The sequence below is a fragment of the Pseudomonas citronellolis genome (genome assembly GCF_900112375.1).
Lineage (GTDB): Bacteria > Pseudomonadota > Gammaproteobacteria > Pseudomonadales > Pseudomonadaceae > Pseudomonas > Pseudomonas citronellolis.
The window spans coordinates 65,902-92,724 of record NZ_FOLS01000007.1; the positions used below are offsets into that span (position 1 = coordinate 65,902).

At 70.7% G+C, this 26,823-nt stretch carries 24 protein-coding genes; 18 read left to right on the forward strand and 6 right to left on the reverse strand.

The features are described 5' to 3' along the window. Position 1 precedes the first annotated feature (1 nt). Genes BM060_RS08610 through BM060_RS08630 form a run of 5 tightly spaced genes read left to right on the forward strand, consistent with a single transcriptional unit; the run spans position 2 to position 5,114 of the window. Positions 2-895, forward strand: a complete 894-nt coding sequence (locus BM060_RS08610) for a PepSY-associated TM helix domain-containing protein (RefSeq protein ID WP_074979215.1) — start codon at positions 2-4, stop codon at positions 893-895. Further along, a complete protein-coding gene (locus BM060_RS08615) occupies positions 888-2,006 on the forward strand; it encodes an ABC transporter substrate-binding protein (protein WP_069865107.1) in 1,119 nt (372 codons plus the stop codon). The genes BM060_RS08610 and BM060_RS08615 overlap by 8 nt, the downstream gene beginning before the upstream one ends. Beyond that, a complete protein-coding gene (locus BM060_RS08620; RefSeq protein ID WP_069865109.1) occupies positions 2,003-3,061 on the forward strand; it encodes a FecCD family ABC transporter permease in 1,059 nt (352 codons plus the stop codon). The genes BM060_RS08615 and BM060_RS08620 overlap by 4 nt, the downstream gene beginning before the upstream one ends. Then, positions 3,058-3,867 (forward strand): ABC transporter ATP-binding protein, encoded by an 810-nt coding sequence (locus BM060_RS08625; RefSeq protein ID WP_245323000.1) that lies wholly within the window; start codon positions 3,058-3,060, stop codon positions 3,865-3,867. Before BM060_RS08620 ends, BM060_RS08625 begins: the two co-directional genes overlap by 4 nt. Positions 3,868-3,899: 32 nt before the next feature. Next, entirely contained in the window at positions 3,900-5,114 is a 1,215-nt protein-coding gene (locus tag BM060_RS08630) for an MFS transporter (RefSeq protein WP_074979217.1), read from the forward strand. On the opposite strand, the gene BM060_RS08635 is transcribed toward BM060_RS08630, so the two are convergent. Then, entirely contained in the window at positions 5,102-6,061 is a 960-nt protein-coding gene (locus tag BM060_RS08635) for an alpha/beta fold hydrolase (protein ID WP_058489577.1), read from the reverse strand. The two genes, BM060_RS08630 and BM060_RS08635, sit on opposite strands and share 13 nt — an antisense overlap. 329 nt (positions 6,062-6,390) lie before the next feature. On the opposite strand from BM060_RS08635, the gene BM060_RS08640 reads away from it, so the two are divergent. The 8 genes from BM060_RS08640 (at position 6,391) to BM060_RS08675 (ending at position 13,952) form a co-directional block, all read left to right on the forward strand. After that, a complete protein-coding gene (locus BM060_RS08640) occupies positions 6,391-7,140 on the forward strand; it encodes a GntR family transcriptional regulator (RefSeq protein ID WP_074979219.1) in 750 nt (249 codons plus the stop codon). Further along, complete coding sequence (locus BM060_RS08645) at positions 7,137-8,879, forward strand: fumarate reductase/succinate dehydrogenase flavoprotein subunit (RefSeq protein ID WP_074979221.1); 1,743 nt, start codon at positions 7,137-7,139, stop codon at positions 8,877-8,879. Before BM060_RS08640 ends, BM060_RS08645 begins: the two co-directional genes overlap by 4 nt. A gap of 227 nt (positions 8,880-9,106) precedes the next feature. Continuing rightward, the gene (locus tag BM060_RS08650) at positions 9,107-9,352 is read left to right on the forward strand and encodes a 4Fe-4S dicluster domain-containing protein (protein WP_074979223.1); all 246 of its coding nucleotides are present in this window, start codon (positions 9,107-9,109) and stop codon (positions 9,350-9,352) included. Positions 9,353-9,620: 268 nt separating this feature from the next. Continuing rightward, entirely contained in the window at positions 9,621-11,027 is a 1,407-nt protein-coding gene (locus tag BM060_RS08655; protein WP_074979225.1) for an ABC transporter substrate-binding protein, read from the forward strand. A gap of 48 nt (positions 11,028-11,075) precedes the next feature. Next, positions 11,076-11,864, forward strand: a complete 789-nt coding sequence (locus tag BM060_RS08660) for an ABC transporter permease (protein ID WP_058489574.1) — start codon at positions 11,076-11,078, stop codon at positions 11,862-11,864. Then, positions 11,861-12,715: an ABC transporter ATP-binding protein gene (locus tag BM060_RS08665; protein WP_074979227.1), complete on the forward strand. Its 855-nt coding sequence runs from the start codon at positions 11,861-11,863 to the stop codon at positions 12,713-12,715. The genes BM060_RS08660 and BM060_RS08665 overlap by 4 nt, the downstream gene beginning before the upstream one ends. Next, the gene (locus tag BM060_RS08670; RefSeq protein WP_074979229.1) at positions 12,712-13,677 is read left to right on the forward strand and encodes a HEAT repeat domain-containing protein; all 966 of its coding nucleotides are present in this window, start codon (positions 12,712-12,714) and stop codon (positions 13,675-13,677) included. The genes BM060_RS08665 and BM060_RS08670 overlap by 4 nt, the downstream gene beginning before the upstream one ends. Next, positions 13,674-13,952: a DUF971 domain-containing protein gene (locus BM060_RS08675; protein ID WP_074979231.1), complete on the forward strand. Its 279-nt coding sequence runs from the start codon at positions 13,674-13,676 to the stop codon at positions 13,950-13,952. The genes BM060_RS08670 and BM060_RS08675 overlap by 4 nt, the downstream gene beginning before the upstream one ends. A 4-nt stretch (positions 13,953-13,956) precedes the next feature. Here BM060_RS08675 and BM060_RS08680 read toward each other — a convergent pair whose 3' ends face one another. Beyond that, a complete protein-coding gene (locus tag BM060_RS08680) occupies positions 13,957-15,573 on the reverse strand; it encodes an alkaline phosphatase family protein (RefSeq protein WP_074979233.1) in 1,617 nt (538 codons plus the stop codon). A 441-nt stretch (positions 15,574-16,014) separates the two neighbouring features. Beyond that, on the reverse strand, positions 16,015-16,920 hold the full coding sequence (locus BM060_RS08685; protein WP_074979235.1) for a LysR family transcriptional regulator: 906 nt from the start codon (positions 16,918-16,920) through the stop codon (positions 16,015-16,017). Positions 16,921-17,097: 177 nt separating this feature from the next. Between BM060_RS08685 and BM060_RS08690 the strand changes: the two genes are divergently transcribed. Next, positions 17,098-19,446 carry a TonB-dependent receptor gene (locus BM060_RS08690; RefSeq protein WP_074979237.1) on the forward strand — a complete coding sequence of 783 codons (2,349 nt, stop codon included), beginning with the start codon at positions 17,098-17,100 and terminating at the stop codon, positions 19,444-19,446. A gap of 16 nt (positions 19,447-19,462) precedes the next feature. Then, complete coding sequence (locus BM060_RS08695) at positions 19,463-20,809, forward strand: aryl-sulfate sulfotransferase (protein WP_074979239.1); 1,347 nt, start codon at positions 19,463-19,465, stop codon at positions 20,807-20,809. A gap of 211 nt (positions 20,810-21,020) precedes the next feature. Here BM060_RS08695 and BM060_RS08700 read toward each other — a convergent pair whose 3' ends face one another. Then, a complete protein-coding gene (locus tag BM060_RS08700) occupies positions 21,021-21,812 on the reverse strand; it encodes an AraC family transcriptional regulator (protein ID WP_074979397.1) in 792 nt (263 codons plus the stop codon). Positions 21,813-21,906: 94 nt separating this feature from the next. On the opposite strand from BM060_RS08700, the gene BM060_RS08705 reads away from it, so the two are divergent. Then, the gene (locus tag BM060_RS08705; protein WP_074979241.1) at positions 21,907-22,800 is read left to right on the forward strand and encodes a DMT family transporter; all 894 of its coding nucleotides are present in this window, start codon (positions 21,907-21,909) and stop codon (positions 22,798-22,800) included. 153 nt (positions 22,801-22,953) lie between these two features. Here the strand turns inward: BM060_RS08705 and BM060_RS08710 are convergent, their stop codons facing one another. Continuing rightward, positions 22,954-23,997 carry an NAD(P)H-dependent flavin oxidoreductase gene (locus BM060_RS08710; RefSeq protein WP_074979243.1) on the reverse strand — a complete coding sequence of 348 codons (1,044 nt, stop codon included), beginning with the start codon at positions 23,995-23,997 and terminating at the stop codon, positions 22,954-22,956. A gap of 89 nt (positions 23,998-24,086) precedes the next feature. On the opposite strand from BM060_RS08710, the gene BM060_RS08715 reads away from it, so the two are divergent. Both BM060_RS08715 and BM060_RS08720 read left to right on the forward strand, forming a co-directional pair. Next, positions 24,087-24,965, forward strand: coding sequence for a LysR family transcriptional regulator (locus BM060_RS08715; RefSeq protein ID WP_074979245.1), 879 nt, complete (start codon positions 24,087-24,089; stop codon positions 24,963-24,965). Beyond that, positions 24,962-26,107: a YbfB/YjiJ family MFS transporter gene (locus tag BM060_RS08720; protein WP_135499932.1), complete on the forward strand. Its 1,146-nt coding sequence runs from the start codon at positions 24,962-24,964 to the stop codon at positions 26,105-26,107. Before BM060_RS08715 ends, BM060_RS08720 begins: the two co-directional genes overlap by 4 nt. A gap of 3 nt (positions 26,108-26,110) precedes the next feature. Here BM060_RS08720 and BM060_RS08725 read toward each other — a convergent pair whose 3' ends face one another. After that, complete coding sequence (locus BM060_RS08725) at positions 26,111-26,698, reverse strand: CGNR zinc finger domain-containing protein (RefSeq protein ID WP_074979247.1); 588 nt, start codon at positions 26,696-26,698, stop codon at positions 26,111-26,113. Positions 26,699-26,823: the final 125 nt, after the last annotated feature.

Below are 26,823 nucleotides of genomic sequence, written 5' to 3' on the forward strand. Positions count from 1 at the left end.
GATGACCTGTCGGGTTGCATCGACCTGGGCCGGCCGGCGTCGCGCCTGGCTGGCCCTGCACCGCTGGCTGGCGCTGCTGGTCGGCCTGCCGCTGGCGCTGCTGGGCGCCAGCGGCGCGCTGCTGGAGCTGCGCGGGCCCATCCTGCGCTGGGAGCTGGGCGCCGCCGCGCTCAGCGCCAAGCCCCATGCCGCCGACGCCGTCGCCCTGGACGACGCGGCACTGCGCGAACGCGCCCGGCAAGCCTACCCGCGCTTCGCCCGCATCCTCGGCAGCGCGGGGCCACGCCAGGGCTTCCTGACCAGCGACAACGCCCTGGTCTTCGGCACCCTGGGCGACCGCGCGGGCACCGCGGTGGCCATGCTCGACCCTTACGACGGCGAGCCACGGGCCTTCTTCGTCTTCGACGACCTGTGGCTGGCCAAGGTGGTCGCGCTGCACCGCAGCCTGTTGCTGCCGCCGCCACTCGGCGTGCCTTTGCTGGCGGCGTGTGGCGCGGCGCTCTGCCTGTCGCTGCTCAGCGGCCTGTACCTGTGGTGGCCGGGCCGCCGCAACTGGTGGGCCGCGGCCAGCCTGCGGCGCGGCAGCCAGGGCACGCGACGACTGCGGGAATGGCACAACCTGTGCGCCAGCTGGCTGTACCTGCCGCTGCTGCTGATCGCCCTGACCGGCACCTGGCTGGCGCTGCCGCCCGGGCTCGCCGGCGCCGCGCCAGCCAAGGCGCTGCTTTCGGCCCTGCACGGACGGCTGGGCCTCGGCATCGCGGGCATGGCCGTCGCCTTCCTCGCCGGGCTGGCCCTGCCCGCGCTCTACATCACCGGCCTGCTGCTGTGGTGGCGCCGCCGCCCGGCCCGCCAGGCCCTCCCCTCCACGCAAGGAAACCCGTCCCATGACTAGCCTCCTGAAACAGGCCTGCCGCGGCCTGCTGCTGTTCCTCCTGTGCGCGCCGGCGCTGGCCGCGCCGCTCACCGACCTCGCCGGGCGCAAGGTCGAGGTGCCGGCCCAGGTCAAGCGCGTGCTGCTTGGCGAAGGCCGCATGATCTACTCGCTGTCGCTGCTCGAAGGCGCCGATCCCTTCGCCCGGGTCGCCGGCTGGCAGGGGGACTTCCGCGGCCTCGACGTGCAGGGCTACGCGGCCTACCGGGCGCGCTTCCCGCAGGCCGACCAGGTGCCCCTGGTGGGCGGCACCTCGGCCGACACCTTCAGCGTCGAGAAGGCCCTGGCCGTTCACCCGGACCTGGTGCTGCTGGCGCTCAGCGGCGGCCACGGCCCGGGGCCGGGCAGCGAGGCGCTGCGCCAGCTGGAAGCGGCCGGGGTGGCGGTGCTGTTCGTCGACTTCAGCGAGCACCCGCTGCTCAACACCGTGCCCAGCATGCGCCTGCTCGGCGAGGCCCTGGGGCGCCAGCAGCGCGCCGCCGAGTTCATCGACTTCTACCAGCAGGCCATCGAGGCAGTGCGCGAGCCATTGGCCGGCGCCGAGGCGCGCGGCGAACTGGAGCGCCCGAGGCTGTTCGTCGACATGCTCGCCGGCCTGCAGGACTGCTGCGGCTCGCCCGGGCGCGGCAACTTCGGCGAGCTGATCGAGCTGGCCGGCGGGCAGAACATCGGCGCCGGGCGCATCCCCGGCGCCATCGGCACCCTCAACCCCGAATACATCCTCGCCAGCGACCCGCAGCAATACGTGGCCACCGGCGTCTTCGGCGCCGGCCGCGGCGGCGTCACCCTGGGCTACACGGCCACCCCGCAGCAGGCCCGCGACAGCCTGGCGCAGATCGCCCGACGGGCGCCGCTGAACGAACTGCGCGCGGTGCGCGAAGGCCACGTGCACGCCATGTGGCACATCTTCTACGACTCGCCGGAACACCTGGTCGCCGTCCAGGCCCTGGCCAAGTGGCTGCACCCGGAACTGTTCGCCGACCTCGACCCCGAACGCACCCGCGCCGAGCTGTACCGGCGCTTCATGCCGATCCCCGCCAGCGGCGTGTTCACCGTCAGCCTGCAGCCATGAGCCTGCCGCTTGCCCACGAAGGCGCCGCGGCCGGCTACCGGCGCCGCTTCGCCCGGCGCCGCCTGGCGCTGCTGCTCCTGGGCCTGGCGCTGCTCGCCAGCCTGGCCCTGGACATCGCCAGCGGCCCCTCGGCGCTGCCGCTGTCGCGCCTGCTGCAGATTCTCTGGGCGCCGGAGTCGGTGCCCAGGGTGGAAGCGGTGATCGTCTGGTCGGTGCGCCTGCCCTACGCGCTCATGGCGGTGCTGGTCGGCGCCGGCCTGGCGCTGGCCGGCGCGGAGATGCAGACGGTGCTCGACAACCCGCTGGCCAGCCCCTTCACCCTGGGCGTGTCGGCGGCGGCCTCGTTCGGCGCGGCCCTGGCCATCGTCCTGCAAATGGGCATTCCGGGCGTGCCGGCGCAGTACCTGATCTCCGCCAACGCCTTCGTCTTCGCCCTCGCCTCGGTGGCCCTGCTCTATGCCCTGGCGCGCTGGCGCGGCTTCGGCGTGGAGAGCCTGGTGCTGTTCGGCATTGCGCTGGTGTTCGCCTTCAACGCCCTGGTGGCGCTGCTGCAGTTCGTCGCCAGCCAGGACAGCCTGCAGCAGCTGGTGTTCTGGACCCTCGGCAGCCTGGCCCGGGCCAGTTGGGAGAAGCTCGCCGCCATGGCCCTGGCGCTGCTGCTGTGCCTGCCCTTCGCCCTGCGCCAGAGCTGGGCGCTGACCGCCCTGAGCCTGGGCGAGGAGCGCGCCCGCAGCTTCGGCGTGGACGTCGGCCGCCTGCGCCTGTTCAGCCTGCTGCGCATCAGCCTGCTGGCGGCGCTGGCGGTGTCCTTCGTCGGCACCATCGGCTTCATCGGCCTGGTGGCGCCGCATATCGCGCGCCTGCTGGTGGGCGAGGACCATCGCCTGTTCATCCCCGCCAGCGCCCTGGCCGGCGCGCTGATCCTGTCGTTGTCCTCGGTGGCCAGCAAGACCCTGGTGCCGGGCGTGCTGGTGCCGGTGGGCATAGTCACGGCGCTGGTCGGCATTCCCTTCTTCATGGCCATCGTCCTGCGCCAGCGCGGAGGCCTGCGATGAACGCCCCGCGCATCGACGGACTGGGCATCGAACGGCTGAGCATGGGCTACGGCGCCCGGCGCATCCTGCGCGAGCTGGACCTGCCGGCATTGCCGCCGGGCAGCCTGACCGCCCTGATCGGCCCGAACGGCGCCGGCAAGTCCACCCTGCTGCGGGGCATCGCCGGCCTGCAGCCGATCGCCGGGCGGGTGCTGCTGGATGGCGTCGACCTCGGCCGCCTGCCCCTGGCCGAGCGCGCGCGCCAGGTGGTGTACCTGCCGCAGAGCCTGCCGCAGCGCACCCGCCTGTGCGCATTCGAAGCGGTACTCGCCGCGGCCATGGCCGGGCGCAGCCTGTCGCTGCTGGGCGGAGGCCACCCCGACGCGCAGACCCTGCGCGGCATCGAGCAGGTGCTGGAAGCGCTGGACCTGTCGGCGCTGGCGGACCGTCCCATCGATGCCCTGTCCGGCGGCCAGCGCCAACTGGTCGGCCTGGCCCAGGCGCTGGTGCGCCAGCCGCGGGTGCTGCTGCTCGACGAGCCGACCAGCGCCCTGGACCTGTACCATCAGTGCCAGGTGGCCGAGGCCATAGTCGAAGTCACCCGGGCGCGCGGGCTGATCAGCCTGATGGTGGTGCACGACATCAACCTGGCGCTGGCCTGCGCCGACCAGGTGCTGGTCCTGCACCAGGGCGGCCTGGCCGCCGCCGGGCCGCCCGCCGAGGTGATAGACGTACGCCTGCTGCGCGAGGTGTACGGCGTGCATGGCAGCGTCGAACGGGTACGCGGCCGCAACCTGTTGCTGGTCGAGGGCCGCCTGCGGCCCTGATCCCACTTTCCACCACCCCCAGGAGTCCCCCCATGTCCGAAACCCCCGAAGCCGCCCAGGCCTCCGCCGGCACGCCCTTCGACCTGCGCCCGCTGCTGTTCTCCACCATGGCCGGGACCATGGCGATGATGGCCTTCGTCTCGCTGGTCGGGCCCATCGCCCGGCTGCTCGGCCTGCAGGCCTGGCAGGCCGGCGCGGCGGTCACCGTGTCCGGCGTGCTCTGGCTGCTGCTGGCGCGGCCCTGGGGCAATGCCAGCGACCGCCTGGGGCGACGGCGCATCCTGCTGCTGGGCAGCGCCGGGGTGACCTTGTCCTACGTGCTGTTGGCGGTCTTCGTCGATACCGCGCTGCGCTTGCAGCCTATCGCCGCGCTGTCGTTCCTCGGCCTGCTGCTCGGGCGTGGCGCGGTGGGCGCCTTCTACGCCGCGCTGCCGGCCGCCGGGCAGGCGCTGATCGCCGACAACTACCCGCCGCGCCAGCGCGCCGCCGCCCTGGCCAGCCTGGGCGCGGCCAATGCCGTGGGCATGGTGCTGGGCCCGGCCATCGCCGCCCTGCTCGCCCGGCACAGCCTGAGCCTGCCGCTGTACGCCATGAGCGTGCTGCCGCTACTGGGGTTCCTGGCGCTGCTCACCCGCCTGCAGCGCCAGGAGCACCACCTGCAGCGCGTCGCGCAGAGCATCCGCCTGGGCGATGCGCGCCTGCGCCGGCCGATGCTGGTGGCCTTCGTCGCCATGCTCTGCGTGGCGGTGGCGCAGATCACCGTGGGCTTCTTCGCCCTCGACCGCCTGGGCCTGGCGCCGGGCGCGGCGGCCCAGGCCGCCGGGGTGGCGCTGACCACCGTGGGCGTGGCGCTGATCCTCGCCCAGTTGCTGGTGCGCCGCCTGGACTGGGCGCCGCAACGGCTGATCCGCGTCGGCGCGCTGGTGGCCGGCATCGGCTTCGCCGGCACCAGCCTGGCGCTGCAGCCCTGGCAGCTGTGGCTGGCCTTCTTCGTCGCCGCGGCGGGCATGGGCTGGGTGTTCCCGGCCTTCTCGGCGCTGGCGGCCAACGCGGTGAACGCCGACGAGCAAGGCTCCACCGCCGGCTCCATGGGCGCCGCCCAGGGCCTGGGCGTGGTGCTCGGGCCGCTGGCCGGCAGCCTGCTCTATGGCGTCGAGCCGCGCCTGCCGTACCTGTTGGTCGGCGCCCTGCTGGTGCTGGTGGCGCTGTGGCCGGAGCCCGCCGCCGACACCGTTCAGGCCGGGTAGCGGCGCGCCAGGAAGTCCAGCAGCAAGGCGTTGACCTCGGCCGGGCGCTCGTTCTGGACCCAGTGGCCGCAGCCTTCCAGGCGGTGCTGTTCGAGGTCCGCCACCACCTCGGGCATGCGCTTGAGGGTATAGGCCTCCAGGCTCGCCACCGGGTCGCGGTCGCCCACCAGGAACAGCGTCGGCTGGCCGACCTGGCGGCCGGCCAGGGGCTCGCTGAAGCGCCAGTTGCGCTCGAAGTTGCGGTACCAGTTGAGCGCCCCGCGGAAGCCGCGGCCGGCGAAGGTCTCGATGTAATGCGCCAGGTCCGCCTCGCCGCACCAGGCCGGCAGTTGCCGAGGCGTGGGCTGGCCTTCGAACAGACGGGCGTCGGCGGGCTTGTCCTGGAGGAAGGGGTCGTCGTCGCCGGCATCGCGGAAAAACAGGCGCAGGCTGCGCTCGATGTCGGCGTCCAGCTCGGCCTCGGCCACGCCCGGCTGCTGGAAGTAGAGGATGTAGTTGAAGCGCCCGGCGAAGACCTCGCGGAGGATCTCCGTGGCCGGCCGCTTGGGCCGCCCGGCATAGGGCACCGACAGCGCGGCCAGGGCCGCCACCCGCTCCGGGGCCAGCAGCGCCAGGTGCCAGGCCACCAGGGCGCCCCAGTCATGCCCGAGCACCGCCGCGCGGCCCTGGCCGAGGGCGTCCATGGCGCCGAGGACGTCGCCGCACAGGCTCTGCAGGTCGTAGGCCTCGATGGGCTCGGGGGCGTCGCTGCGGCCGTAGCCGCGCATCTCCGGCACGTGCACGCGGTAGCCGGCCTGCACCAGCGCCGGAATCTGCGCGCGCCAGGAGTGCCAGCATTCGGGGAAACCGTGCAGCAGCCAGACCGGGCGGCCATCGGCGGGGCCGGCGATGTGTACGCACAGGTGGATGCCGTTGACCGGCAGCAGGCGTCGCTCGATGGAGGGCATGGGGAATCTCCGGGGTTTTGTCGGGACGCTAGCAGTACGGGTGTGACGGCGTCATTTCCATTCGTTGGACGAATAGTGGGGCATGGCGCCAAGACGCCCTACTCTCCTGCGCCGAGGCGCTTTTCGTAGGAGCGAGCTTGCTCGCGAACAAGCCCCGCTGCGAAATCCGTTCGCGAGCAAGCTCGCTCCTACGAGAAGCCGTGCCCGCCGGTATGCTGGGAGCGAACTCCCCCATGCCCCGCGCATATCCATATGCAAATCCGGTCTTTCCCACCCGGATTCTTATTCCCCTATAGTCGCCCCACAACTCGTCATAACAAGTCATAGCCATGACCGAACTGCTCCCCCTCTCCCCCGTCCCGCTGTACAGCCAGCTCAAGGAGCTGCTGCGCACGCGCATCCTCGACGGCAGCTACCCGCCGCTCAGCCGCATGCCCTCCGAGGCCGAGCTGGGCAAGGCCCATGGCGTCAGCCGCATCACCGTGCGCCAGGCTCTGGGCGACCTGCAGAAGGAAGGCCTGATCTTCAAGATCCACGGCAAGGGCACCTTCGTCGCCCGGCCCAAGGCGTTCCAGAACGTCAGCACCCTGCAGGGCCTGGCCGAGTCCATGGGCGAGCGCGGTTACGAGGTGATCAACCGCCTGCGCAGCTTCCGCTTCGTGCCGGCCGACGCCCAGGTGGCCGCGCGCCTGCGGGTGGCCGAGGGCGACAGCGTGGCGCAGATCAAGCGCGCGCGCCTGGTCAACCGCGAGCTGGTGTCGCTGGAGGTCACCTACCTGCCCGAGGCCGTCGGCCGCCGGCTGGAGAAGGCCGACCTGGTGAGCCGCGACATCTTCCTGATCCTCGAGAACGACTGCGGCCTGCCCCTGGGGCATGCCGACCTGGCCATCGACGCCATCCTCGCCGACGCCGAGCTGGCCGCCGCCCTGGAGGTGGAGGAAGGCTCGCCGGTGATGCGCATCGAACGCCTCACCCACGGCGCCGACGGCCAGCCGCTGGACTACGAACACCTCTACTACCGCGGCGACGCCTTCCAGTACCGCCTGCGCATCGACCGTCACAAGGGCCCCCGAGCATGAGCCACAGCGACCTCCCCGAAGACAAGCAAAGCGCCTACGACATCGTCGTCATCGGCGGCGGCACCGCCGGCCCCATGGCGGCGATCAAGGCCAAGGAAGCCAACCGCGAGCTGCGCGTGCTGCTGGTGGACAAGGCCAACGTCAAGCGCAGCGGCGCCATCAGCATGGGCATGGACGGCCTGAACAACGCCGTCATCCCCGGCCACGCCACGCCCGAGCAGTACACCAAGGAAATCACCGTGGCCAACGACGGCATCGTCAACCAGGCTGCCGTCTACGCCTACGCCACCCACAGTTTCGAGACCATCGAGCAGCTCGACCGCTGGGGCGTGAAGTTCGAGAAGGACGAGGTGGGCGACTACGCGGTGAAGAAGGTCCACCACATGGGCGCCTACGTGCTGCCGATGCCCGAGGGCCACGACATCAAGAAGGTGCTCTACCGCCAGCTCAAGCGCGCGCGGGTGGAGATCACCAATCGCCTGGTGGCCACCCGGCTGCTCACCGACGCCGAGGGCGCGGTCAACGGCGTGCTCGGCTTCGACTGCCGCACCGCGCAGTTCCAGGTGATCCGCGCCAAGGCGGTGATCCTCGCCTGCGGCGCCGCCGGGCGCCTGGGCTTGCCCGCCTCCGGCTACCTGATGGGCACCTACGAGAACCCGACCAACGCCGGCGACGGCTACGCCATGGCCTACCACGCCGGTGCGGAGCTTTCGAACCTGGAATGCTTCCAGATCAACCCGCTGATCAAGGACTACAACGGCCCGGCCTGCGCCTACGTCACCGGGCCACTGGGCGGCTACACCGCCAACTCCAAGGGCGAGCGCTTCATCGAGTGCGACTACTGGAGCGGGCAGATGATGTGGGAATTCCACCAGGAGCTGGAGGGCGGCAACGGCCCGGTGTTCCTCAAGCTGGACCACCTGGCCGAGGAGACCATCCAGACCATCGAGGAAATCCTCCACGGCAACGAGCGCCCCAGCCGCGGCCAATTCCACGCCAACCGCGGCACCGACTACCGCAGCCAGATGGTCGAGATGCACATCTCCGAGATCGGTTTCTGCTCCGGCCACTCGGCCTCGGGGGTGTGGGTCAACGAGAAGGCCGAGACCAGCGTCAAGGGCCTGTACGCCGCCGGCGACATGGCCGCGGTGCCGCACAACTACATGCTCGGCGCCTTCACCTACGGCTGGTTCGCCGGCAGCAACGCCGCGCAGTACGTGGCCGAGCGGGGCTTCAGCGAAGTCGACCAGGCCCAGGTGGAGCGCGAGCGCGAACGCGTCTTCGCCCCGCTCAGGCGCAAGCACGGCCTGCCGCCGGCCCAGGTGGAGTACAAGCTGCGGCGCATGGTCAACGACTACCTGCAGCCGCCGAAGGTGACGAAGAAGATGGAGATCGGCCTGCAGCGCTTCGCCGAGATCAGCCGCGACCTGGAGCAGCTGAAGGCGAACAACGCCCACGAGCTGATGCGCGCCATGGAGGTCAGCGTGATCCGCGACTGCGCCGAGATGGCCGCCCGCGCCTCGCTGTTCCGCACCGAGAGCCGCTGGGGCCTGTACCACCACCGCGTGGACTATCCGCAGCGCAACGATGCCGAGTGGTTCTGCCATGCGCACCTGAAGAAGGACGGGAACGGCGAGATGACCAGTTTCAAGAAGCCGGTGGAGCCGTACCTGATCGCCCTGGACGACGAGGAGCAGAAGGCCTACGGGCGGTTGCGGGTGAAGAACGAGGCGGCCTGAGAGCCCTAGGAGCCCCTCTCCCCCCGCCCTCTCCCGCAAGCGGGAGAGGGAGCTGTTCGGCGCGAGTCGCGATAACGGAGCCCGCCGGTAGGCACTGGACTCTTCATCGCTCAGGACAGTCCCCTCTCCCTTAAGGGAGAGGGTGCCGAGCCCAGCGCCGAATCCTCCCCGGAACCACCAAACCACCGGCACCAAGACCGGCCAGCAACACCACGAGGAACCGTGCCATGCCCCACCAACCCCAGGAAATCTTCTTCCGCTCCAGCGCCCCGGTCACCGTGGACGAGGACAAGTGCATCGCCGACAAGGGCTGCACCGTCTGCGTCGAGGTCTGCCCGATGAACCTGCTGGCGATCAACCCGGCCACCCGGAAGGCCTACATGGCCTTCGACGAATGCTGGTACTGCATGCCCTGCGAGAAGGACTGCCCGACCGGCGCGGTGAAGGTGGAGATTCCCTACCTGCTGCGTTGAACCGCTGAAGTCGCTGGTTCCCCGCGTTCGCGGGGATGACGATCAACACACCGAATTTCATCCCGTCACTCCCGCGAACGCGGGAGCCCAGTGCCTTGGCTACGACAGCTTCCTGTAGGAGCGGGCCCTGCCCGCGATTCGCGAGCAAGCTCGCTCCTACGAAAAGCCACCGGACACGCCACCGGACGCCTGATGCAACGCCCCTCGTTTCCCACCGCACACCGGCGGCGGAGACGATTCCAACACTCATGATTCGAGGGGAACACCCATGACCTTGCGCACCACCCTGGCCGGCCTCGCGCTGGCCATCGCCAGCCTTTCCGCCCATTCGGAGACCCTCCGCGTGGCCATCGGCACCCAGGACACCACCATCAACTGCGCCGCCGGCGGCCTGCTGGTCCGCGAGCTGAACCTGCTGCCCAAGTACCTGCCCCACGACGGCAAGTACAAGGACGCGCAGTACGACATCCAGTGGAAGAACTTCACCAGCGGCGCGCCGCTGACCAACGAGATGGTCGCCGGCAAGCTGGACTTCGGCGCCATGGCCGACTTCCCCGGCTCGCTCAACGGCGTGGCCCATGAAGCCGCCGGCAAGCGCAGCCTGTTCATCAGCGTGCTCTCCGGCAGCATCGAGGGCAGCGGCAACGGCATCGTGGTGCCGGCCTCTTCCAAGGTGCAGTCGCTGGCCGAGCTGAAGGGCCAGACCATCTCCGTGCCCTTCGCCTCCACCGCCCACGGTCTGCTGCTGCGCGCCATCGCCGCCCAGGGCTGGGACCCGGACAAGGACGTGACCATCATCGCGCAGCCGCCGGAAGTCGCCGGCTCCGCGCTGCAGGCCAACAAGATCGCCGCCCATGCCGACTTCGTGCCCTTCGCCGAGCTGTTCGAGAGCCGCGGCATCGCCCGCAAGATCTACGACGGCTCGCAGGCCAAGGCGCCGACCTTCCACGGCGCGCTGGTGGAGGCGGACTACGCGCAGAAGTACCCGGAGATCGTCGAGGCCTACCTGCGCGCCACCTACGAGGCCAACCAGCTGCTGGCCGCGGAACCGGAGAAGTACAGCGAGCTGATCGAGAAGGTCGCCGGCATCCCCGCCGAGGTGAACTACCTGTTCCACGGCCCGCTCGGCCTGCAGACCCGCGACCTGACCTGGAAGCCGGAGTACCGCCAGGCCGTGACCACCGCCATCGACACCCTGAAGCTGCTGAAGAAGGCCGACCGCGGGCTGAACGTCGAGCAGTTCGTCGACGACCGCTACATCCGCGTCGCCTTCAAGGCCGCCGGCGCCGACTACGACGCCGCGTTGAAGAACTATGCCCAGCAGCCGCTAACGGCCACGGACGCGCTGACCGGCAAGGCCATCGCCGACCCGCGCCACGTGGCGCAGGTCTGGGTGCGCGGCGAACCCAAGGTGCGCAGCTACGCCTCGGCGCGGGAAGCCCTGGGCGAAACGGCCAAGCTGAAGCAGCAGGGCAAGGACATCCGCGCCGTCTACGCCCAGGCCAGCGACAGCGGCATCAAGCTGCTGGCCAGCCAGGCCTGGTTCGTCCAGGGCAAGGACGGCGCGCTGGACGCCTTCCTGCTCAAGGAGCAGGCCGAGCGCTACGCGCAGAGCAACGGCGGCGAAGTGCGCGACTTCGCCGGTGCCAGCCAGCAGGCCGTCGCCAGCCGCTGACGTCCACGCCCGGCGCCCTGCGCGCCGGGCCCTTGCGGAGCCACGAAAATGAACCTCACAACCCTGTCCCGCTGGAGCCTGCGCCTGGCCTCGCTGCTGGCCTGCCTGGCGCTCTGGCAGCTGGCCAGCGCCCGGCACCTGAACCTCGGCCTGGTCACCTTCGCCAACGTCCCCGGCCCCGGCGAGGTGCTGGACGCCGCCGTGCAACTGGCACAGTCCAGCAAGCTCGGCCGGCACCTGGGCGCAAGCCTGGCGCGGGTGCTCGCCGGCTACCTGCTGGCCGCCGTCGCCGGCGTGCTCCTGGGCCTGGCCATCGGCCGCGGCCGCTGGGCCCGCGACGGCCTGCTGCCGCCGCTGGAAGTGCTGCGGCCGATCCCGGCGGTGGCCTGGATACCGCTGGCGATCCTGATGTTCCCCAGCGCCGAGCTGTCGATGATCTTCATCACCTTCACCGGCGCGCTGTTCCCCATCCTGCTCAACACCATCCACGGCGTCGAGGCGGTGGACCCGCGCCTGCTCGCCTCGGCCCGCAGCCTCGGCGCCAGCCGCCTGGCGCTGCTGCGCGAAGTGGTGCTACCCGGCGCCCTGCCGAGCATCGTCACCGGCCTTGCCATCGGCATGGGCACCTCGTGGTTCTGCCTGGTGACCGCCGAGATGATCTCCGGGCAATGGGGCATCGGCTACTACACCTGGGAGTCCTACACCTTGCAGAACTACCCCGACATCGTCGTCGGCATGCTGCTCATCGGCGTGCTCGGCATGGCCAGCAGCCTGCTGGTGCGCCAGCTCGGCGCCCTGGCCACGCCCTGGCAGCGCCAGGCCGGAGGCAAGCCATGAGCCTGCCTGAACAACTGCCCGCCGGGCACGTGCGCGTCGACGGCCTGTCGATCCACCTGGGCAGCGGCCGCGACGCCTTCGAAGCGGTGCACTCGCTGAGCTTCGCCATCGAGCCGGGCGAGTTCGTCTGCGTGCTCGGCCCCTCCGGCTGCGGCAAGTCCACCCTGCTCGGCGCCCTGGCCGGCCACCTGCGCCCCAGCGGCGGGCGCCTGGAAGTGGACGGCCAGCCGGTGGGCGGCCCCTCGCCGCAGCGCGGCATGGTGTTCCAGCAGCACACCCTGCTGCCCTGGCGGCGGGTGCGCGACAACGTCGCCTTCGGCCTGAAGATGCGCGGCGTGCCGCGCGCCGAACGCCACGCCCGGGCCGAGGAAATGCTCCAGCTGGTAGGCCTGCAAGGCTTCGCCCAGCGCTGGCCGTCGCAGCTTTCCGGCGGTATGCAGCAGCGCGTGGAAATCGCCCGGGTGCTGATCAACCAGCCGCGCCTGCTGCTGATGGACGAACCCTTCGGCGCCCTCGACGCGCAGACGCGGATGATGATGCAGGAACTGCTGCTGGACATCTGGACGCGCCTGCGCACCAGCGTGCTGTTCATCACCCACGACATCGACGAGGCGCTGTTCCTCGCCGACCGCATCCTGGTGATGAGCCCGCGGCCGGGGCGCATCCTCGAGGAAATCCGCCTGGACTTCCCGCGCCCGCGCCACGCCGAGTTGCTGACCAGCGCCGGCTTCGCCCGCCTCAAACGCCACTGCCTGGAACTGCTGCGCCACGAGGACGGCCGCCAACTGCCGCGCCTGACGCCCCTGGGCCTGCCGAACGACGAACACAACCGACCGCGATTCGCCATATGACCGAACTCAGCACAGACAACCCCGACATCCTCGACCTGCAACCGCGCCTGCAGCACGCCGACCCCGGCGTGCGCCGCATCGCCCTGATCGACCTGGCCGACCTGGAGGAGCCCGAGGCCCTGCCCTGGCTGGCCCGGGCGCTGACCATTGATCCGGCCGCCGCCGTGCGCGCCGAAGCCGCGCGCCTGCTGGAAGCCTGGGAGGAACCCGAAGTGGTCCAGGCCCTGTGCCAGGCCCTGGCCGACAGCGACGAAAGCGTGCGCGAAGCCGCCGCGCAAAGCCTCAGCGAACTGAAGACCGCCGAGGCCGGACGCCTGCTGCTGCCCTGGGCGGCCCACGCCGACACCTTCGTGCGCCGCAGCGCATTGCGCGCCCTGCGCGAACTGCGCCTGGAAGAAAGCGTGACCCCGGCCCTGGCCGCCCTGGACGACGCCGACGCCGGCGTGCGCCGCGAGGCGGTGGGCATCCTCGGCTGGCTCAAGCGCATCGAGGCCCTGCCGCGCCTGGCCGCCCTGGCCAGCGACGATGCCGACAGCGAAGTGCGCCGCGCCGCCGCCGGCGCCCTCGGCCTGGCCAGCGACGCCAGCGTGCTGCCGGCGCTGGGCGCGGCATTGCGCGACAAGGCCTGGAAGGTCCGCGAGGAAGCCGCCGGCACCCTCGGCAAGCTGGGCCTGCAGGAAGCCGGCGAGGCGTTGCTGCAAGCGCTGGAAGACGACTTCTGGCAGGTGCGCCTGCGCGCCGCGCGGGCCCTCGGCAACCTGCGCTACCAGGCTGCCCGTGAGGCGCTGCAGGGCCTGCTCGGCCATGCCATCAGCAACCTGCGCAAGGAAGCCGCCCTGGCCCTGGGCGAGCTGGGCGACATCCGCGCCCTGCCCGCTCTCCAGGCAGCCCAGGCCGACGGCGACCCGGAAGTGCGCAAGGCCGTGCGCATCGCCCTCACCCAACTCGGCGCGCCGGCATGAACGCGCCCCGCGCCCTGCACCGCTGCAGCGACGAGCGCGAGCTGCGCATCGACTGGGGCGAAGGCGAGGTGCAGCGCATCGCCTTCGCCCGCCTGCGCGGCGCCTGCCCCTGCTCGCAGTGCCGCGCGGCGCGCCTGCAGGGGCGCATCGCGCTGGTCGGCGCCGAGGTCGGGCTGCGTGCCGTGAACCCCCAGGGCTACGGCGTGCAGCTGGTGTTCGACGACGGCCACGAGCGCGGCATCTATCCCTGGAGCTACCTGCGCGAACTGGGTTGAGCCGCTACCACTCGCCGATGCGCACCAGCTTGCCGCCTTCCGGCTCGCCATAGCGGAAGGCCTGGCCGCGCAGGTCGATCTCCTCGTTGCTGATGGTGGTGCGCCGCTTCAGGCCGCGCAGCCAGTCGAACAGGTAGCGCTGGTGCTGCTCGCGCACGTCCGCGTAGGCCGGCTCGGCGCCCAGGTCGCGCAGCTCGCCCGGGTCCGCCTGCAGGTCGAACAGCTGCGGACGGAAGCCGTCGTAGGCCAGGTACTTCCAGCGCTCGCTGCGCACCATGTACATGCGGCAGGCGTCGATGGGCCGACCCAGGCGCTCGCGGGCCGGGGCCTGGAAAGCGTAGTCGTATTCGGCGATGGCGTAGTCGCGCCAGTCCGCCGGCCGTTGCCCATGCAGCAGCGGCTGCAGCGAACGGCCCTCGACGCGGTGCGCCGCCAGCGGTACCGCGAAGGCGTCGAGCAGGGTCGGCAGCACGTCGATGGATTGCACCAGGGCCTGCTCCACCGTGCCGCGGCTGGCGTCGGCCGCCGCGCGCGGGTCGCGGATCAGCAACGGCACGCCCACCGCCGGCTCCAGCAGGAACTCCTTCTCGCCCAGGCCGTGGTCGCCCAGGTAGTCGCCATGGTCGCTGGTGAAGACGATCAGGGTGTCGTCCCAACGGCCGCGGGACTGCATGTGCTCGAACAGCCGGCCGAGCTGGTCGTCGATCTGCCTGATGAGCCCCATGTAGGTGGGAATCACGGTGTTGCGCACGTCCTCGCGGGAGAAGTTCAGGCTCTCCTGGTGCTGCTGGAAGGCCTTGTACACCGGGTGTTCGCTCTCCTCCCCCGGCGCCGCGCGCAGGGCCGGCAGCACCTGCCCGGGGCCATACAGCGCGTGGTACGGCGCGGGCGCGATATAGGGCCAGTGCGGCTTGATGTACGACAGGTGCAGGCACCAGGGCCTGTCGCCCTGCTCGCGCATGAAGTCGATGGCGCGGCTGGTGGCGTAGACCGTCTCGCTGTGCGGCTCCGGCAGGCGCGTGGGCAGCCCGGCGTTGCGCATCTGCCAGCCGCTGAGCACTTCGCCGTTGGCGCCTTCGGCGGCGTTGGCCCAGTCGTGCCAGGGGTTGTCTCCGGTATAGCCGAGGCCGCGCAGGTAATGGGTGTAGGGCGCACTTTCACGCTTGTCGGCGAACGGCTCGCCGTCGGGGTAGATGCCGTCGTTGCGGTCGTAAGGCTCGAAGCCGGCCTCGGCCAGCTGCTGGCCGCGCTCGCTCTGCGGATCCACCCCGAGCGCCTGCATGCCTTCGAGGTTGGCGGTGGCGTGAGTCTTGCCCACCAGCACGGTGCGGATGCCGGCCGGGCGCAGGTAGTCGCCGAGGGTCAGCTCCTCCAGCGGCAACGGCACGGCGTTCCAGCTCACCTGGTGGCTGCTGACGTAGCGCCCGGTGTACGAGGACATGCGCGAGGGCCCGCAGATGGTGCCCTGGGTATAGGCCCGGGCGAAACGCACGCCCTCGGCGGCCAGGCGGTCGATGTTCGGCGTGTGCAGGTGCGGGTGGCCGTAGCAGGACAGGTAATCGCGACGCAGCTGGTCGCACATGATGTAGAGGACGTTGCGGATGGGCTGGGGCTGGCTCATGGGGCGTTCGGAATGACGGATGGAGCGGTCATTTCGCGGGGCGCGGGGGCGTTCTGGCAAACGCATTTGCAGCAAGATTTGCATGCGTGGAATGCATGGGGGGGGTGGTGTGGGGGCGGGCTTGGTCGCGAATGGAGTTCACCGGGAGTTGTGGGGACTGGGGTTGAGAGCGCCCTCTCCCTAACCCTCTCCCTGAAGGGAGAGGGGACCGTTCGGCGCGGTTTGGTTTTCCTGAGTCAGCCGGCTAGCACGGCGGTTTCCAGCTGGAACCATTCCTTATCTCGGCACGGACTAGCCCCCTCTCCCTTCAGGGCGGGGCGCGCAGCCGAGGGCTGGGGAGAGGGGGCGGAGTAAACCCAATACGCCATAGCCGCCGGTAAACTCTGTTCGCGAGCAAGCTCGCTCCTACGAAAAGACGAAAAGCCGCAAAGCCGCAAACCCCTACACCGTCTCCTCATCGATCCGCCGCAACTCCCCGATCATCGCCTCCGCCAGCGGCGACAGGCTGTACCCCGCGCGATGCACGATGCCGTAGCGCGTGTGCAGCTCCTCCAGGTCCTCCGGCAGCTCCGCCACCGTCAGCGCCACCAGCGGCTCGCCGGTGCCCTGCCCCGGGCCGCTGGCGATGCCGATGGCGTTGGAGGCCAGCACCACGGCGTTCAGGCCGTGGCCGTTCTCGCATTCGATGTCCGGGCGGAAGTCGGGGCGGCCGCTGAGGTCCACCAGCACCTTGCGGATGTTCGGCGGGCTGAGGTTGGTGGCGATGGGGTAGCTCAGCAGCTGCGCCGCGCTCACCTGCCCCTGGCCGGCCAGCGGGTGGCCGGGGCGGCAGCAGAAGTGCCACTTGCGCGGCTTCAGGCGCAGGGTGCGGTACTCGGGATTGGCCTCGAAATGGCGGGTGTCGGCGACGAAGAATTCGAAGTCCTCGGCCTGCAGGCGCTTGCCCAGCACCTGCCAGTGCTCCACCTGGAAGGCCACCCGCGCCTTGGGGTAGCGCCCGTTGAACGCGGCGATGGCCCGCGGCACCAGCCAGGCCGCCGGCGCGGGGCCCGCGCCGAAGCGCAGTTCGCCCGCCTCCAGGCCGTTGAACAGGGCGATCTCGTTGGCCAGCTTGTGCGCGCCGCTGACCAGCCGGCGCGCGTGCTCCAGGACGATCAGGCCCTGCTTGGTGGGGTTGAGTTCCTTGCTCGCGCGGTCCACCAGGCGGCAGCCGGCGCTGTGTTCCAGGGCCTGGATGCTGCGGCTGAAGGCCGATTGCGACAGGCACACGGCGTCGGCCGCGGCGACGAAGCTGCGGTGCTCGGCAAGGGCGATGAAATGGCGGAGCTGGCGAAGGTCTATATGCATTTTCTACATAAAAAATATTGGGCAAATGCAATTGTCCGAAGGTGGACGGCCTTCTTATAAAGGCAATCTCTTATTCCGTAAATAAATCGAAATACATAAATAAAGATCGATACGGAATAAAAAGATTGCAGGCCAAACCGGTCCTGCGCGACACGACCTCTTCTCCAGGACCTTTCCATGCACCACCGAGATTCCGCGCCCCGTTTCCGCCGCCGGCTGTTGCCGCTGTCCATCCTGCTGGCCACCGGCGGCCTGGCCATGGGCGCCCTGCACGCCGAGGAAGCCACCCCGCAGGAGGCCGCCGCCCAGGCCCAGGGCGAGGCCAGCACCCTGGGCACCGTCACCGTGACCTCGCGGCGCCGCGAGGAGAACTCCCAGGACGTGCCCACCGCCATGAGCGTGCTCGGCGGCGAGACGCTGGAAAGCCAGCGCATCTACCGCGTGCAGGACCTGCAGCAGCTGGTGCCCAGCACCAACGTCGCCTACGTCCACGCGCGGCAGTCCAGCGTGTCCATCCGCGGCCTGGGCAACAACCCGGCCAGCGACGGCCTGGAAGGCAGCGTCGGGCTGTACCTGGACAACGTCTACCTGGGCCGCCCCGGCATGGCCTCCTTCGACCTGCTGGACATCGAGCAGCTGGAAGTGCTGCGCGGGCCCCAGGGCACGCTGTTCGGCAAGAACACCACCGCCGGGGTGATCAACATCTCCACCCGCCTGCCCAGCTTCACCCCCGAGCGCAGTGTCGAGGTGTCCGGCGGCGAGGACGGCTACTTCCAGGGCAAGGCCACGGTCTCCGGGCCGCTCACCGACGCGCTGGCCGGGCGCTTCTCGGCCTACCGCACCCGCGACGACGGCTACGTGAAGAACGTCTTCGACGGCAACACCCTCAACGGCGGCGCCCGCCAGGGCTTCCGCGGCCAGCTGCTGTACAAGCCCGACGAGGACTTCAGCCTGCGCTGGATCGGCGACTACAACGAGGAGAACTCCAGCAACGGCATCCTCACCCTGTTCAGCACCGGGCCGACTATCAATGGCGTCAACCGCTACGAGCAGCGCGCCCGCGCCGCCGGCGCCACGCTGGTGTACGGCGACGACCGCAAGGTCAACTTCGATGCCGCCCAGCGCGTCACCGTGTTCCAGGGCGGCACTTCGCTGGAGGCCAACTGGAAGCTGGCCAACGACTTCTCGCTGACCTCCATCAGTTCCTACCGCTGGTGGGACTTCACCCCGCGCAACGACGACGGCCTGAACGTGGCGGCGGCCTACAACGCCGGCGTCTCGGTGCGCGACAAGCAGTGGTCGCAGGAACTGCGCCTGGCCTCGCCCACCGGCGGCTTCTTCGACTACGTGCTGGGCGCCTACTACTTCGGCCAGGACCTGGACAACCACTCCTTCAACCTCTACGGCCCCCAGGCGGACATCTGGAACGGCACCGCCAGCGGCGCGCTGGCCAACGTCACCAGCCTGGGCGACGGCCACATCGACACCGACAGCTACGCGCTGTTCGCCCAGGGCACCTGGCACCTCACCGACAGGCTCGACTTCACCGCCGGCCTGCGCGGCACCTACGAGGAGAAATCCGCCTCGGTCAGCCGCGACGCGCCCGTCGGCGGGGCCGCCGTCAGCGGCGCGGCCCTGGCCGCGCGCAACGGCCGGGCCGGCGCCTACGATTCCGGCGACCTCTCGGTGTACAGCTTCTCGCCCTCGGGCCTGCTCAGCCTGAACTACCACTTCAACGACAACCTGATGGGCTACGCCTCGCTGTCCCACGGCGAGAAGTCCGGCGGGGTGAACCTGACCGTGGCCAGCGCCCCCACCGCCGGCGCCGACTCCCTGCTGGTGGGCAGCGAACGGGCCAACGACGCCGAGCTGGGGATCAAGAGCACGCTGTTCGACCACCGCCTGATCCTCAACGCCAACCTGTTCGCCACCGTGGTCCACGGCTACCAGGCCAACGCCTACGACGAGGCCACCCGCACCCAGTACCTGACCAACGCCGGCGACGTGCGCTCGCGCGGGGTGGAATTCGAGGCCACCGCCCTGCCCGTCCGCGGGCTGACGCTGAACCTCAACGGCTCGTACAACGACGTGCGCTACCTGTCGTACAAGAACGCGCCCTGCCCGCCGGAAGTCTCCTTCCAGAGCGGCGCGCCGGCGTCCTGCGACCTCAGCGGGCACCAGGTGGTGGGCGCCTCCAAGTACATCTTCAACGCCAACGGCGAATACAAGTGGCGCCTGGAAGACAACCTGGAGCCCTACGTCACCGCCAGCTACGCCTTCCGCTCCAAGGCGGTGGGCACCATCGACGACTCCGACTACGGGCAGATCCCCAGCTACGCCATCGTCAACACCGCCCTGGGCCTGCGCGGCGACTACGGCGACGGCCGCTGGGACCTGTCGCTGTGGCTGAAGAACGCCTTCGACAAGACCTACTACACCAGCCTGTGGAACTCGGCCAACGGCGGCTACGCCGGCGTGCTGGGCACCCCGCGCACCCTGGGCGTGACCGCCCGCTACGACTTCTGACCCGAGGACCACTGCCATGAAGCATGCCCGCGCCGCCGCCCTGCTCGCCTTCTCCGCCCCGCTGCTGGCCGCCGCCGTCAGCGCCGCGCCCAGCGTCTACCCCACCGGGGTGACGCGCTACGACCCGCAGAAGGCCTTCAACCAGTACGTGATCTTCAGCGGCGCCGACAACAGGACGCACCTGATCGACATGAACGGCAACGAGGTCAAGCGCTGGGACCGCCCCGGCTTCCCCTCGGCCATCCTCGAGCCGAAACTCGCCGGCGGCGAGCGCGGCCACGTGCTGCTGCAGACCGCCGACCTGGCCGAGCCGGGCAAGCTGTCCTCCGCCGGCAACGGCCTGCGCAACCAGGCCGTGGGCGAGCTGGACTGGGCCGGCAAGACCGTCTGGCAATGGGGCGACCAGGCCCCCGGCGGCGCCGCCCGCCAGCACCACGACCTGCGCCGGCTGGCCAACGGCAACACCCTGGTGCTGGCCAACCGCGTGCATGCGGTGAAGGGCTTCCAGGTGCCGGAGGTGATCGACGACGTGATCTACGAGGTCACTCCGCAGGGCCAGGTGGCCTGGCGCTGGACCGCCTCCGAGCACCTGCACGAGTTCGGCTTCGGCGCCGAGCAGCTCAAGCTGGTGCTCGCGACCAAGAACCCGGACTACCTGCACATCAACAACCTGGCGCCGCTGGGCGCGAACCGCTGGCACGCCGCCGGCGACAAGCGCTTCGCCCCGGACAACCTGCTGTTCGATTCGCGCAACGCCAACTTCATCGCCATCATCGACAAGGCCAGCGGCAAGGTGGTCTGGCGCCTGGGCCCGAACCTGCCGCCGATCGACCCGCGCAACGCACAGAAGCTGCCGCGCCCGGTGGACCAGATCAGCGGCCAGCACGATGCGCACATCATCCCCGAGGGCCTGCCCGGCGCCGGCAACCTGCTGGTGTTCGACAACCAGGGCGACGCCGGCTACCCCTCGGTGCAGCGCGGGGTGATCTCCGGCTCGCGGGTGCTGGAGATCGATCCGGTGAAGAAGCAGATCGTCTGGCAGTACACCGCGGAAAGCTCGAAGCAGCCGGGCTGGGCCTTCTTCAGCTCGTTCATCAGCAGCGCCCGGCGCCTGCCCAACGGCAACACCCTGATCGACGAGGGGCAGAACGGCCGCTTCTTCCAGGTCACCCCGGGCGGCGAGATCGTCTGGGAATACGTCAGCCCCTACTTCGGCAAGGCGCCGCTGGGCGATGCCGTGAGCAACTGGGTGTACCGCGCCCTGCCGGTGGACTACAGCTGGGTACCGGAAGGCACCCCGCGCGAGGAAAAGGCCGTGCAGGCCGCGGTGCCGGGCGCGCAACCGGTGACCGCGGCGCGCTGAACCATCGCGCGCCCTGCGCGCGATTCGCGGGCAGGGCCCGCTCCTACAGGGGAATCCTGTGGCGTCACAGAACACCCCGTAGGATGGCGTTGAGCGAAGCGATACCCATCACCCCCGGCTTTTGTAGGAGCGAGCTTGCTCGCGAACAGATTCCGCAGTGGGGCCCGTTCGCGAGCAAGCTCGCTCCTACAAGAGAAGGCAGGCCCTGCTCTCAACCCCGGCTCGCCAGGCGGTACTGCTCCGGCGTGGTGCCGGCCTGGCGGCGGAACATGGCGATGAAGGCAGAGGCGCTGCTGTAGCCCAGGTCGAAGGCGATTTCCTGCACCCCGCGCCCGGCCTCCAGCGCCTCGATGGCGGCGAGGAAGCGCAGGCGCTGGCGCCATTCGCCGAAGCTCATGCCCAGCTCGCGCTGGCACATGCGCGCCAGGGTGCGCTCGGTGCTGTGCACCTGCCTGGCCCAGTCGGCCAGCAAACGGTTGTCGCCGGGCTCGGCCTGCAGCGCGGCGAGCAGTTCGCCCAGCAGCGCGCTCTGGGCGAACGGCAGGTAGTCCTCGTGGCGCGGCGAGGCTTGCAGCTGGTCCAGCACCACCTGGGCCAGGCGCTTGTCGGCCGCGCTCTCGGGGATGTTCACCCCGCGCGCGGCGAAGTCCGAGAGGATGGCCTTGAGGATGTCGCCGATCTGCAGCGTGCAGGGCGCCGCCGGCAGCTGGCGGGCCAACTCGGCGCTGACGTACAGCGAGCGGTAGACGATCGCCTCGCGGTTGTAGCAGCCGTGCTCCACGCCCGGCGGTACCCACACCGCGTACTGCGGCGGCGAGAGGAAGCGCTGGCCGCCGACGTCCAGCTGCATCACCCCGTGGGAGGCATAGTTGAGCTGGCCCCAGGGGTGGCTGTGGGGCGCCGAATGGGTGTCGGCGCCGAACTCGTCGTAGCGGAAGTACAGCGGCGCCGGCAGGGCCGCATGGTCCGGCAGCGGCAGGGGGATGTATTTCTTCGTGGGCATGTCCGGATGGCGTGGCGAGTTGTCCGGAATGAAGTATAAGCGCCATTCCGGACGGCGGGACAATGGCACCCGTCCTTCACAGATGTCCGCTGCAATGACCTATTTCTTCCCGCTCTTCGCCGTGCTCGTCTGGGGCGGCAACACCGTGGTCAACAAGCTCGCCGTGGGCCGCATCGCCCCGGCCGAGATCGGCTTCTTCCGCTGGCTGGCGGTGGCCGTGCTGCTCAGCCCCTTCGTGCTGCGCCCGCTGCTGGCGCGGCGCGCGCAGATCGCCCCGCTGCTGCCGAAGATCGTGGTGCTCGGCCTGCTGGGCATGGCCGTGTACCAGAGCCTGGCCTACTACGCCGCGTCCCTGACCAGCGCCACCAACATGGGCATCATCCTCGCGCTGATGCCGCTGATGTCCCTGGGCCTTGCCAGCGCCCTGCTCGGCCAGCGGCTCAACGCCGGCGGCGTGCTCGGTTCGCTGCTGTCGCTGCTGGGCGTGTTGCTGGTGATCGCCCACGGCGACCTGGCCAGCCTGCTGCACCAGGGCATCGGCCCGGGCGACGGCATGATGCTGGTGGCCACCCTCGCCTACGGCCTCTACGGCGTGCTGCTGAAGAAATGGCAGATACGCCTGCCGGGGCTGCAGCTGCTGTACCTGCAGGTGCTGGTGGCGGTGCTGGCGATGCTGCCGATGTACCTGCTCTCGCCGCACCACGGCCTGGACGCCGGCAACCTGCCGCTGGTGGCCTACGCCGGCCTGCTGGCCTCCATCGCCGCGCCCCTGGCGTGGATGCGCGGGGTGCAGGAGATGGGCCCGAACCGCATGGCGCTGTTCTTCAACCTGCTGCCGCTGGTCACCGCGGCCATCGCCGCCGTGCTGCTGGACGAGCGCCTGGGCGTGCACCACCTATACGGCGGCGCGCTGACCCTCGCCGGGGTGCTTCTTGCCGAACGTTGGCGGCCAGCGGCGGGCCTGACGACGAACCGACAGGGAGCGTAGGGCGTATAACCGTTCGCGGTTATACGCCGATACACCGAACGCATCCTTTGCACCAGGGCTCGGCTGGGCATTTTGAGGGCCCATGTCCAGGTCGACACCGAGCAGACGGTCGGCCAAGGTCAGACGGCGTATAACCGCGAACGGTTATACGCCCTACGCCCGATTCAACTCTTCAACCAACGTGGCCACCAGCTCCGCCGCCGGCAGCTCGCGGGCCAGGGGCGCGCCCTGGCCGGCCCATTGCACGGCGAAGTCGGGATTGCCCTTGGCCGCGGCGACCAGGGCCTTGGTGGCGTCGTAGACCATGGGGTAGTCCGGCAGCGCCGGGGCGTCGGCGCGCTGCAGGTCGCTGAACAGGCGGTTGGGCAGGCCGCGCGCCGGGCGCCCGGAGATGGCCGCGGTCACTTCGGTGTGCCAGGCCCGCTCGCTGCGCAGCGCCGCGCGGTAGGCGGCGTTGGCCGAGGACTCCGGGCAGGCGACGAAGGCCGTGCCCATCTGCACCGCCTGCGCGCCCAGGGCGAAGGCGGCGCGGATGCCGCCGCCGTCCATGATGCCGCCGGCGGCGATCACCGGCACCTTCAGCGCCGGCGCCAGGCTGCCGACCAGGGCCAGGGTGCCGATGCGCTCATCGTGATCACGCTCGAAGATGCCGCGGTGCCCACCCGCCTCGTAGCCCTGGGCGACCACCGCGTGCAGCCCGGCGGCCTCGACGGCGCGGGCCTCCGCCAGGTTGGTGGCGCAGCCGAGCAGGACGATGCCGGCGGCCTTCAGCCGGTCGATCCAGCCCCGCGCGGGCAGGCCGAAGTGAAAGCTGACCACCGCCGGACGCTCCTCCAGCAGCACCTCCAGCATCTGCGGATCATCGACGAAGCTGCGGTAGATCTCCCGCAGCGCCGCCGGCGGCTCGCCGCCCAGTTCCTCGAACAGCGGCCGCAGGTGTTCCACCCAGGCGGCCTCGCGGGCGGCTTCGGCCTGCCCAGGGTGGTGGCAGAACAGGTTGAAGTTCACCGGCCTCGCCGTCAGCGCGCGAACCTGGGCGATCAGCTCGCGGGCCTGAGCCGGGCTGCTCGCGCCCAGGCCGATGGAGCCCAGGGCGCCGGCCTCGGACACGGCGGCGGCCAGCGCCGGGGTGGAGACCCCGACCATGGGCGCCTGGATGATGGGGTGTTCGATGCCGAGCAGTTGGCGAAGGGGCATGGCGGTGATCTCTTGGGCTGATCGATGGTTGACTTAAAATCTCATACAGAGAATATTCTACGCAACACATTCTCCAACAGAGATCATCGATGGACCTGTCCAGCCTGGAAATCTTCCGCTGCGTCGCCGAGGAGCAGAGCGTGACCCGCGCCGCCGCGCGCCTGCAGCGGGTGCAGTCGAACGTCACCACGCGCATCCGCCAATTGGAGGAAGACCTGGGCGTGGCGCTGTTCCTGCGCGACGGCAAACGCATGGCGCTGACCGACCAGGGCCGCGAGTTCCTCGCCTACGCCGAGAAGCTCCTGGCCCTGGCCGCCGAGGCGCGGCAGTCGCTGCACCCCCGCGAGGCCAGCGGCAGCCTGCGCCTGGGCAGCATGGAGAGCACCGCCGCCAGCCGCCTGCCCGGCCCGCTGGCGGCCTACCACCGCGCCTGCCCGCAGGTGCAACTGGAAGTCAGCACCGGCACCAGCCAGGCGCTGGTGGACGGCGTGCTGTCGCGGCGCCTGGATTGCGCGCTGGTCGCCCACCCGGATGCGCTGCGCGCCGAACCCGGCTTCGAGGCGGCCCTGGAGCGCGGCCTGCTGGGCCAGGCGGTGTTCCGCGAGGAACTGCTGCTGGCCCTGCCCGGCGACCACCCGCCGGTGCGCGGGCCGGGCGACGTGCAGGTGCGGACCCTGGCCGGCTTCGCCCGCGGCTGCACCTACCGGCAGATCGCCGAGGACTGGCTGAACGCCGAGGGCCCGCGCGTGCAGGTGCAGGAAGTGGGCTCCTACCACGGCATCCTGGCCTGCGTCGCCGCCGGCGCCTGCGTGGGCATCCTGCCGCGCTCGCTGCTCGACCTGCAGCGCGAGCCGCCGGCGCTGCAACTGCTGCCGATCATGAGCGTGGACATCCTCCTGGTCTGGCGCGAAGGCTACGCCACCGGCGCCTTCGAACGTTTCCGCGAAACCCTGGGGGCCGCCTCGTGAAGCAACGCAGGGAACTCGCGCTGGCGCTGAGCGCCGCGCTCATCCTGGCCATCGGCATGGGCTTCGGCCGCTTCGCCTTCACCGGGCTCTACCCGCTGATGGTCGGCGAAGGCGTGCTCAGCGTGAATAGCGGCTCGCTGGCCGCCTCGGCCAACTACGCCGGCTACCTGCTGGGGGCGCTGGCCCTGGCGCGCTGCCCGGAGCGCCTGGCGGCGAACCTGTGCCGCGTGGCCCTGGTGGGCACCCTGCTGGGGCTGGCGGCCATGGCAGTGCCGGCGCCGGCCGGGTTCGCCATCGGCGTGCGCCTGCTGGCCGGGGTGCTCAGCGCGGTGGCGCTGGTAGGCGCCTCGGTGTGGCTGCTGCACGTGATGCAACGCCACGGCGGCGCGCCGCTGATGTTTTCCGGGGTGGGCCTGGGCATCCTGATTTCCGCCGAGCTGATCGCCGGCGGCCATGGCGCGGGCCTGGGCAGCCCGGCGATCTGGCTGCTGCTGGCCGGCGCCGGGAGCGTTCTCGCCCTGCTGGCCTGGCCGGCGCTGGGTCGCCCCGCACCCGCGCCCGCCAAGACGGCGACGCACGCAGCGCCCGCCGTGCCCATGGCGCCGGCGAGCCTGCTGCTGATCTACGGCCTGGCCGGCTTTGGCTACATCATCACCGCCACCTACCTGCCGCTGCTGATGCGCGGCGGCGCGCTGTCGCCGCTGCAGGCCTGGGCGGTATTCGGCCTGGCGGCGGCGCCGTCGTGCTTCTTCTGGCACTGGCTGCACGGGCGCCTGGGCACGCGCCGGGCGCTGGCGGCGAACCTGCTGGTGCAGGCGCTGGGCGTGATCCTGCCGGTGCTGCAGCACAGCGCCCCGGCCTACCTGGCCAGCGCCCTGCTGGTGGGCGGCACCTTCATGGGCACGCCGACCATCGCCCTGCCCGCCGCGCGCCTGGCGGCGGCGAAAGTGCGCTTCAACATGCTGGCGGCCATGACTGCGGTGTACGGCGTGGGGCAGATCGTCGGGCCGCTGGCCTCCAGCGCGCTCTACCACCTGGATGGCAGCTTCAGCCCGGCGCTGCTGGCGGCCGGCGCCGCCCTGCTGCTGGGGGCGGCCTGCACCTGGCAGCCGGCGCGGGCCGCCGCAAGCTGCCCGCGCTGAGCCTCAGGCGTCGCCCTGGCGCTGACGCTTGCGGTGCTCGGCGACCTTGTGGCGGTTGCCGCACAGGGCCATGCTGCACCAGCGCCGGCGGTGCGACTTGGTGCGGTCGTAGAACCACAGGGTGCAGTCCGGGTGCTCGCACACGCGGACCAGCTCGAAATCCCCCTCGGCGAGCAACTGCGCGCCCTGCTCCGCCAGCGGCGCCAGCAGCCATTCGGCGCCGGGCTTGACGGCCTGGTGGTGCAGATGCGCGCCCTGCCCGTCCCAATCCAGCTGCGGGTAGCTCGCGACCTTGCGCAGGAAGGCGTTGAAGCGCGCCGGGTCGGCCGCCTCGCCACGCTTGCGCTTGCTCACCAGCTCGCGCAGGGTCTCGCGCAATTCGATGGCGGCGGCCAGCAGCTCGCCCTCGGCGAAGTCCGCACCCTCCGCCGGCAAGCCCAGCAGGCGCAGCCAGTGCAGCACGTCGGCGTCGCTGTGCCAGGCATCGGAGACCGACAGGGCCGCGGCATCGGCGCGGCTCAGGCTGTTGAGCAAGTCCAGCACCGGGTGGTCGGCGAGGATGTAGGGCGGCTGGGGGGTGGTTTCGCGCATGCTCGCTCCGGGGTCGTGGGTGTCGAGCCCATGGTAACCCTCGTCCAGGCGTTTTCAAGTTACAGCATCGGGCGACTGGCGAGCCGCGCCAGCCTGGCCAAGACTGTTCAGTCCCCTTCCCTGAT

Excerpts from the sequence above, each read along its gene's own strand:
- BM060_RS08610 (WP_074979215.1), top strand. The coding sequence starts at position 2 with ATGACCTGTCGGGTTGCATCGACCTGGGCCGGCCGGCGTCGCGCCTGG.
- BM060_RS08615 (WP_069865107.1), top strand. The coding sequence starts at position 888 with ATGACTAGCCTCCTGAAACAGGCCTGCCGCGGCCTGCTGCTGTTCCTC.
- BM060_RS08620 (WP_069865109.1), top strand. The coding sequence starts at position 2,003 with ATGAGCCTGCCGCTTGCCCACGAAGGCGCCGCGGCCGGCTACCGGCGC.
- BM060_RS08625 (WP_245323000.1), top strand. The coding sequence starts at position 3,058 with ATGAACGCCCCGCGCATCGACGGACTGGGCATCGAACGGCTGAGCATG.
- BM060_RS08630 (WP_074979217.1), top strand. The coding sequence starts at position 3,900 with ATGTCCGAAACCCCCGAAGCCGCCCAGGCCTCCGCCGGCACGCCCTTC.
- BM060_RS08635 (WP_058489577.1), bottom strand. The coding sequence starts at position 6,061 with ATGCCCTCCATCGAGCGACGCCTGCTGCCGGTCAACGGCATCCACCTG.
- BM060_RS08640 (WP_074979219.1), top strand. The coding sequence starts at position 6,391 with ATGACCGAACTGCTCCCCCTCTCCCCCGTCCCGCTGTACAGCCAGCTC.
- BM060_RS08645 (WP_074979221.1), top strand. The coding sequence starts at position 7,137 with ATGAGCCACAGCGACCTCCCCGAAGACAAGCAAAGCGCCTACGACATC.
- BM060_RS08650 (WP_074979223.1), top strand. The coding sequence starts at position 9,107 with ATGCCCCACCAACCCCAGGAAATCTTCTTCCGCTCCAGCGCCCCGGTC.
- BM060_RS08655 (WP_074979225.1), top strand. The coding sequence starts at position 9,621 with ATGACCTTGCGCACCACCCTGGCCGGCCTCGCGCTGGCCATCGCCAGC.
- BM060_RS08660 (WP_058489574.1), top strand. The coding sequence starts at position 11,076 with ATGAACCTCACAACCCTGTCCCGCTGGAGCCTGCGCCTGGCCTCGCTG.
- BM060_RS08665 (WP_074979227.1), top strand. The coding sequence starts at position 11,861 with ATGAGCCTGCCTGAACAACTGCCCGCCGGGCACGTGCGCGTCGACGGC.
- BM060_RS08670 (WP_074979229.1), top strand. The coding sequence starts at position 12,712 with ATGACCGAACTCAGCACAGACAACCCCGACATCCTCGACCTGCAACCG.
- BM060_RS08675 (WP_074979231.1), top strand. The coding sequence starts at position 13,674 with ATGAACGCGCCCCGCGCCCTGCACCGCTGCAGCGACGAGCGCGAGCTG.
- BM060_RS08680 (WP_074979233.1), bottom strand. The coding sequence starts at position 15,573 with ATGAGCCAGCCCCAGCCCATCCGCAACGTCCTCTACATCATGTGCGAC.
- BM060_RS08685 (WP_074979235.1), bottom strand. The coding sequence starts at position 16,920 with ATGCATATAGACCTTCGCCAGCTCCGCCATTTCATCGCCCTTGCCGAG.
- BM060_RS08690 (WP_074979237.1), top strand. The coding sequence starts at position 17,098 with ATGCACCACCGAGATTCCGCGCCCCGTTTCCGCCGCCGGCTGTTGCCG.
- BM060_RS08695 (WP_074979239.1), top strand. The coding sequence starts at position 19,463 with ATGAAGCATGCCCGCGCCGCCGCCCTGCTCGCCTTCTCCGCCCCGCTG.
- BM060_RS08700 (WP_074979397.1), bottom strand. The coding sequence starts at position 21,812 with ATGCCCACGAAGAAATACATCCCCCTGCCGCTGCCGGACCATGCGGCC.
- BM060_RS08705 (WP_074979241.1), top strand. The coding sequence starts at position 21,907 with ATGACCTATTTCTTCCCGCTCTTCGCCGTGCTCGTCTGGGGCGGCAAC.
- BM060_RS08710 (WP_074979243.1), bottom strand. The coding sequence starts at position 23,997 with ATGCCCCTTCGCCAACTGCTCGGCATCGAACACCCCATCATCCAGGCG.
- BM060_RS08715 (WP_074979245.1), top strand. The coding sequence starts at position 24,087 with ATGGACCTGTCCAGCCTGGAAATCTTCCGCTGCGTCGCCGAGGAGCAG.
- BM060_RS08725 (WP_074979247.1), bottom strand. The coding sequence starts at position 26,698 with ATGCGCGAAACCACCCCCCAGCCGCCCTACATCCTCGCCGACCACCCG.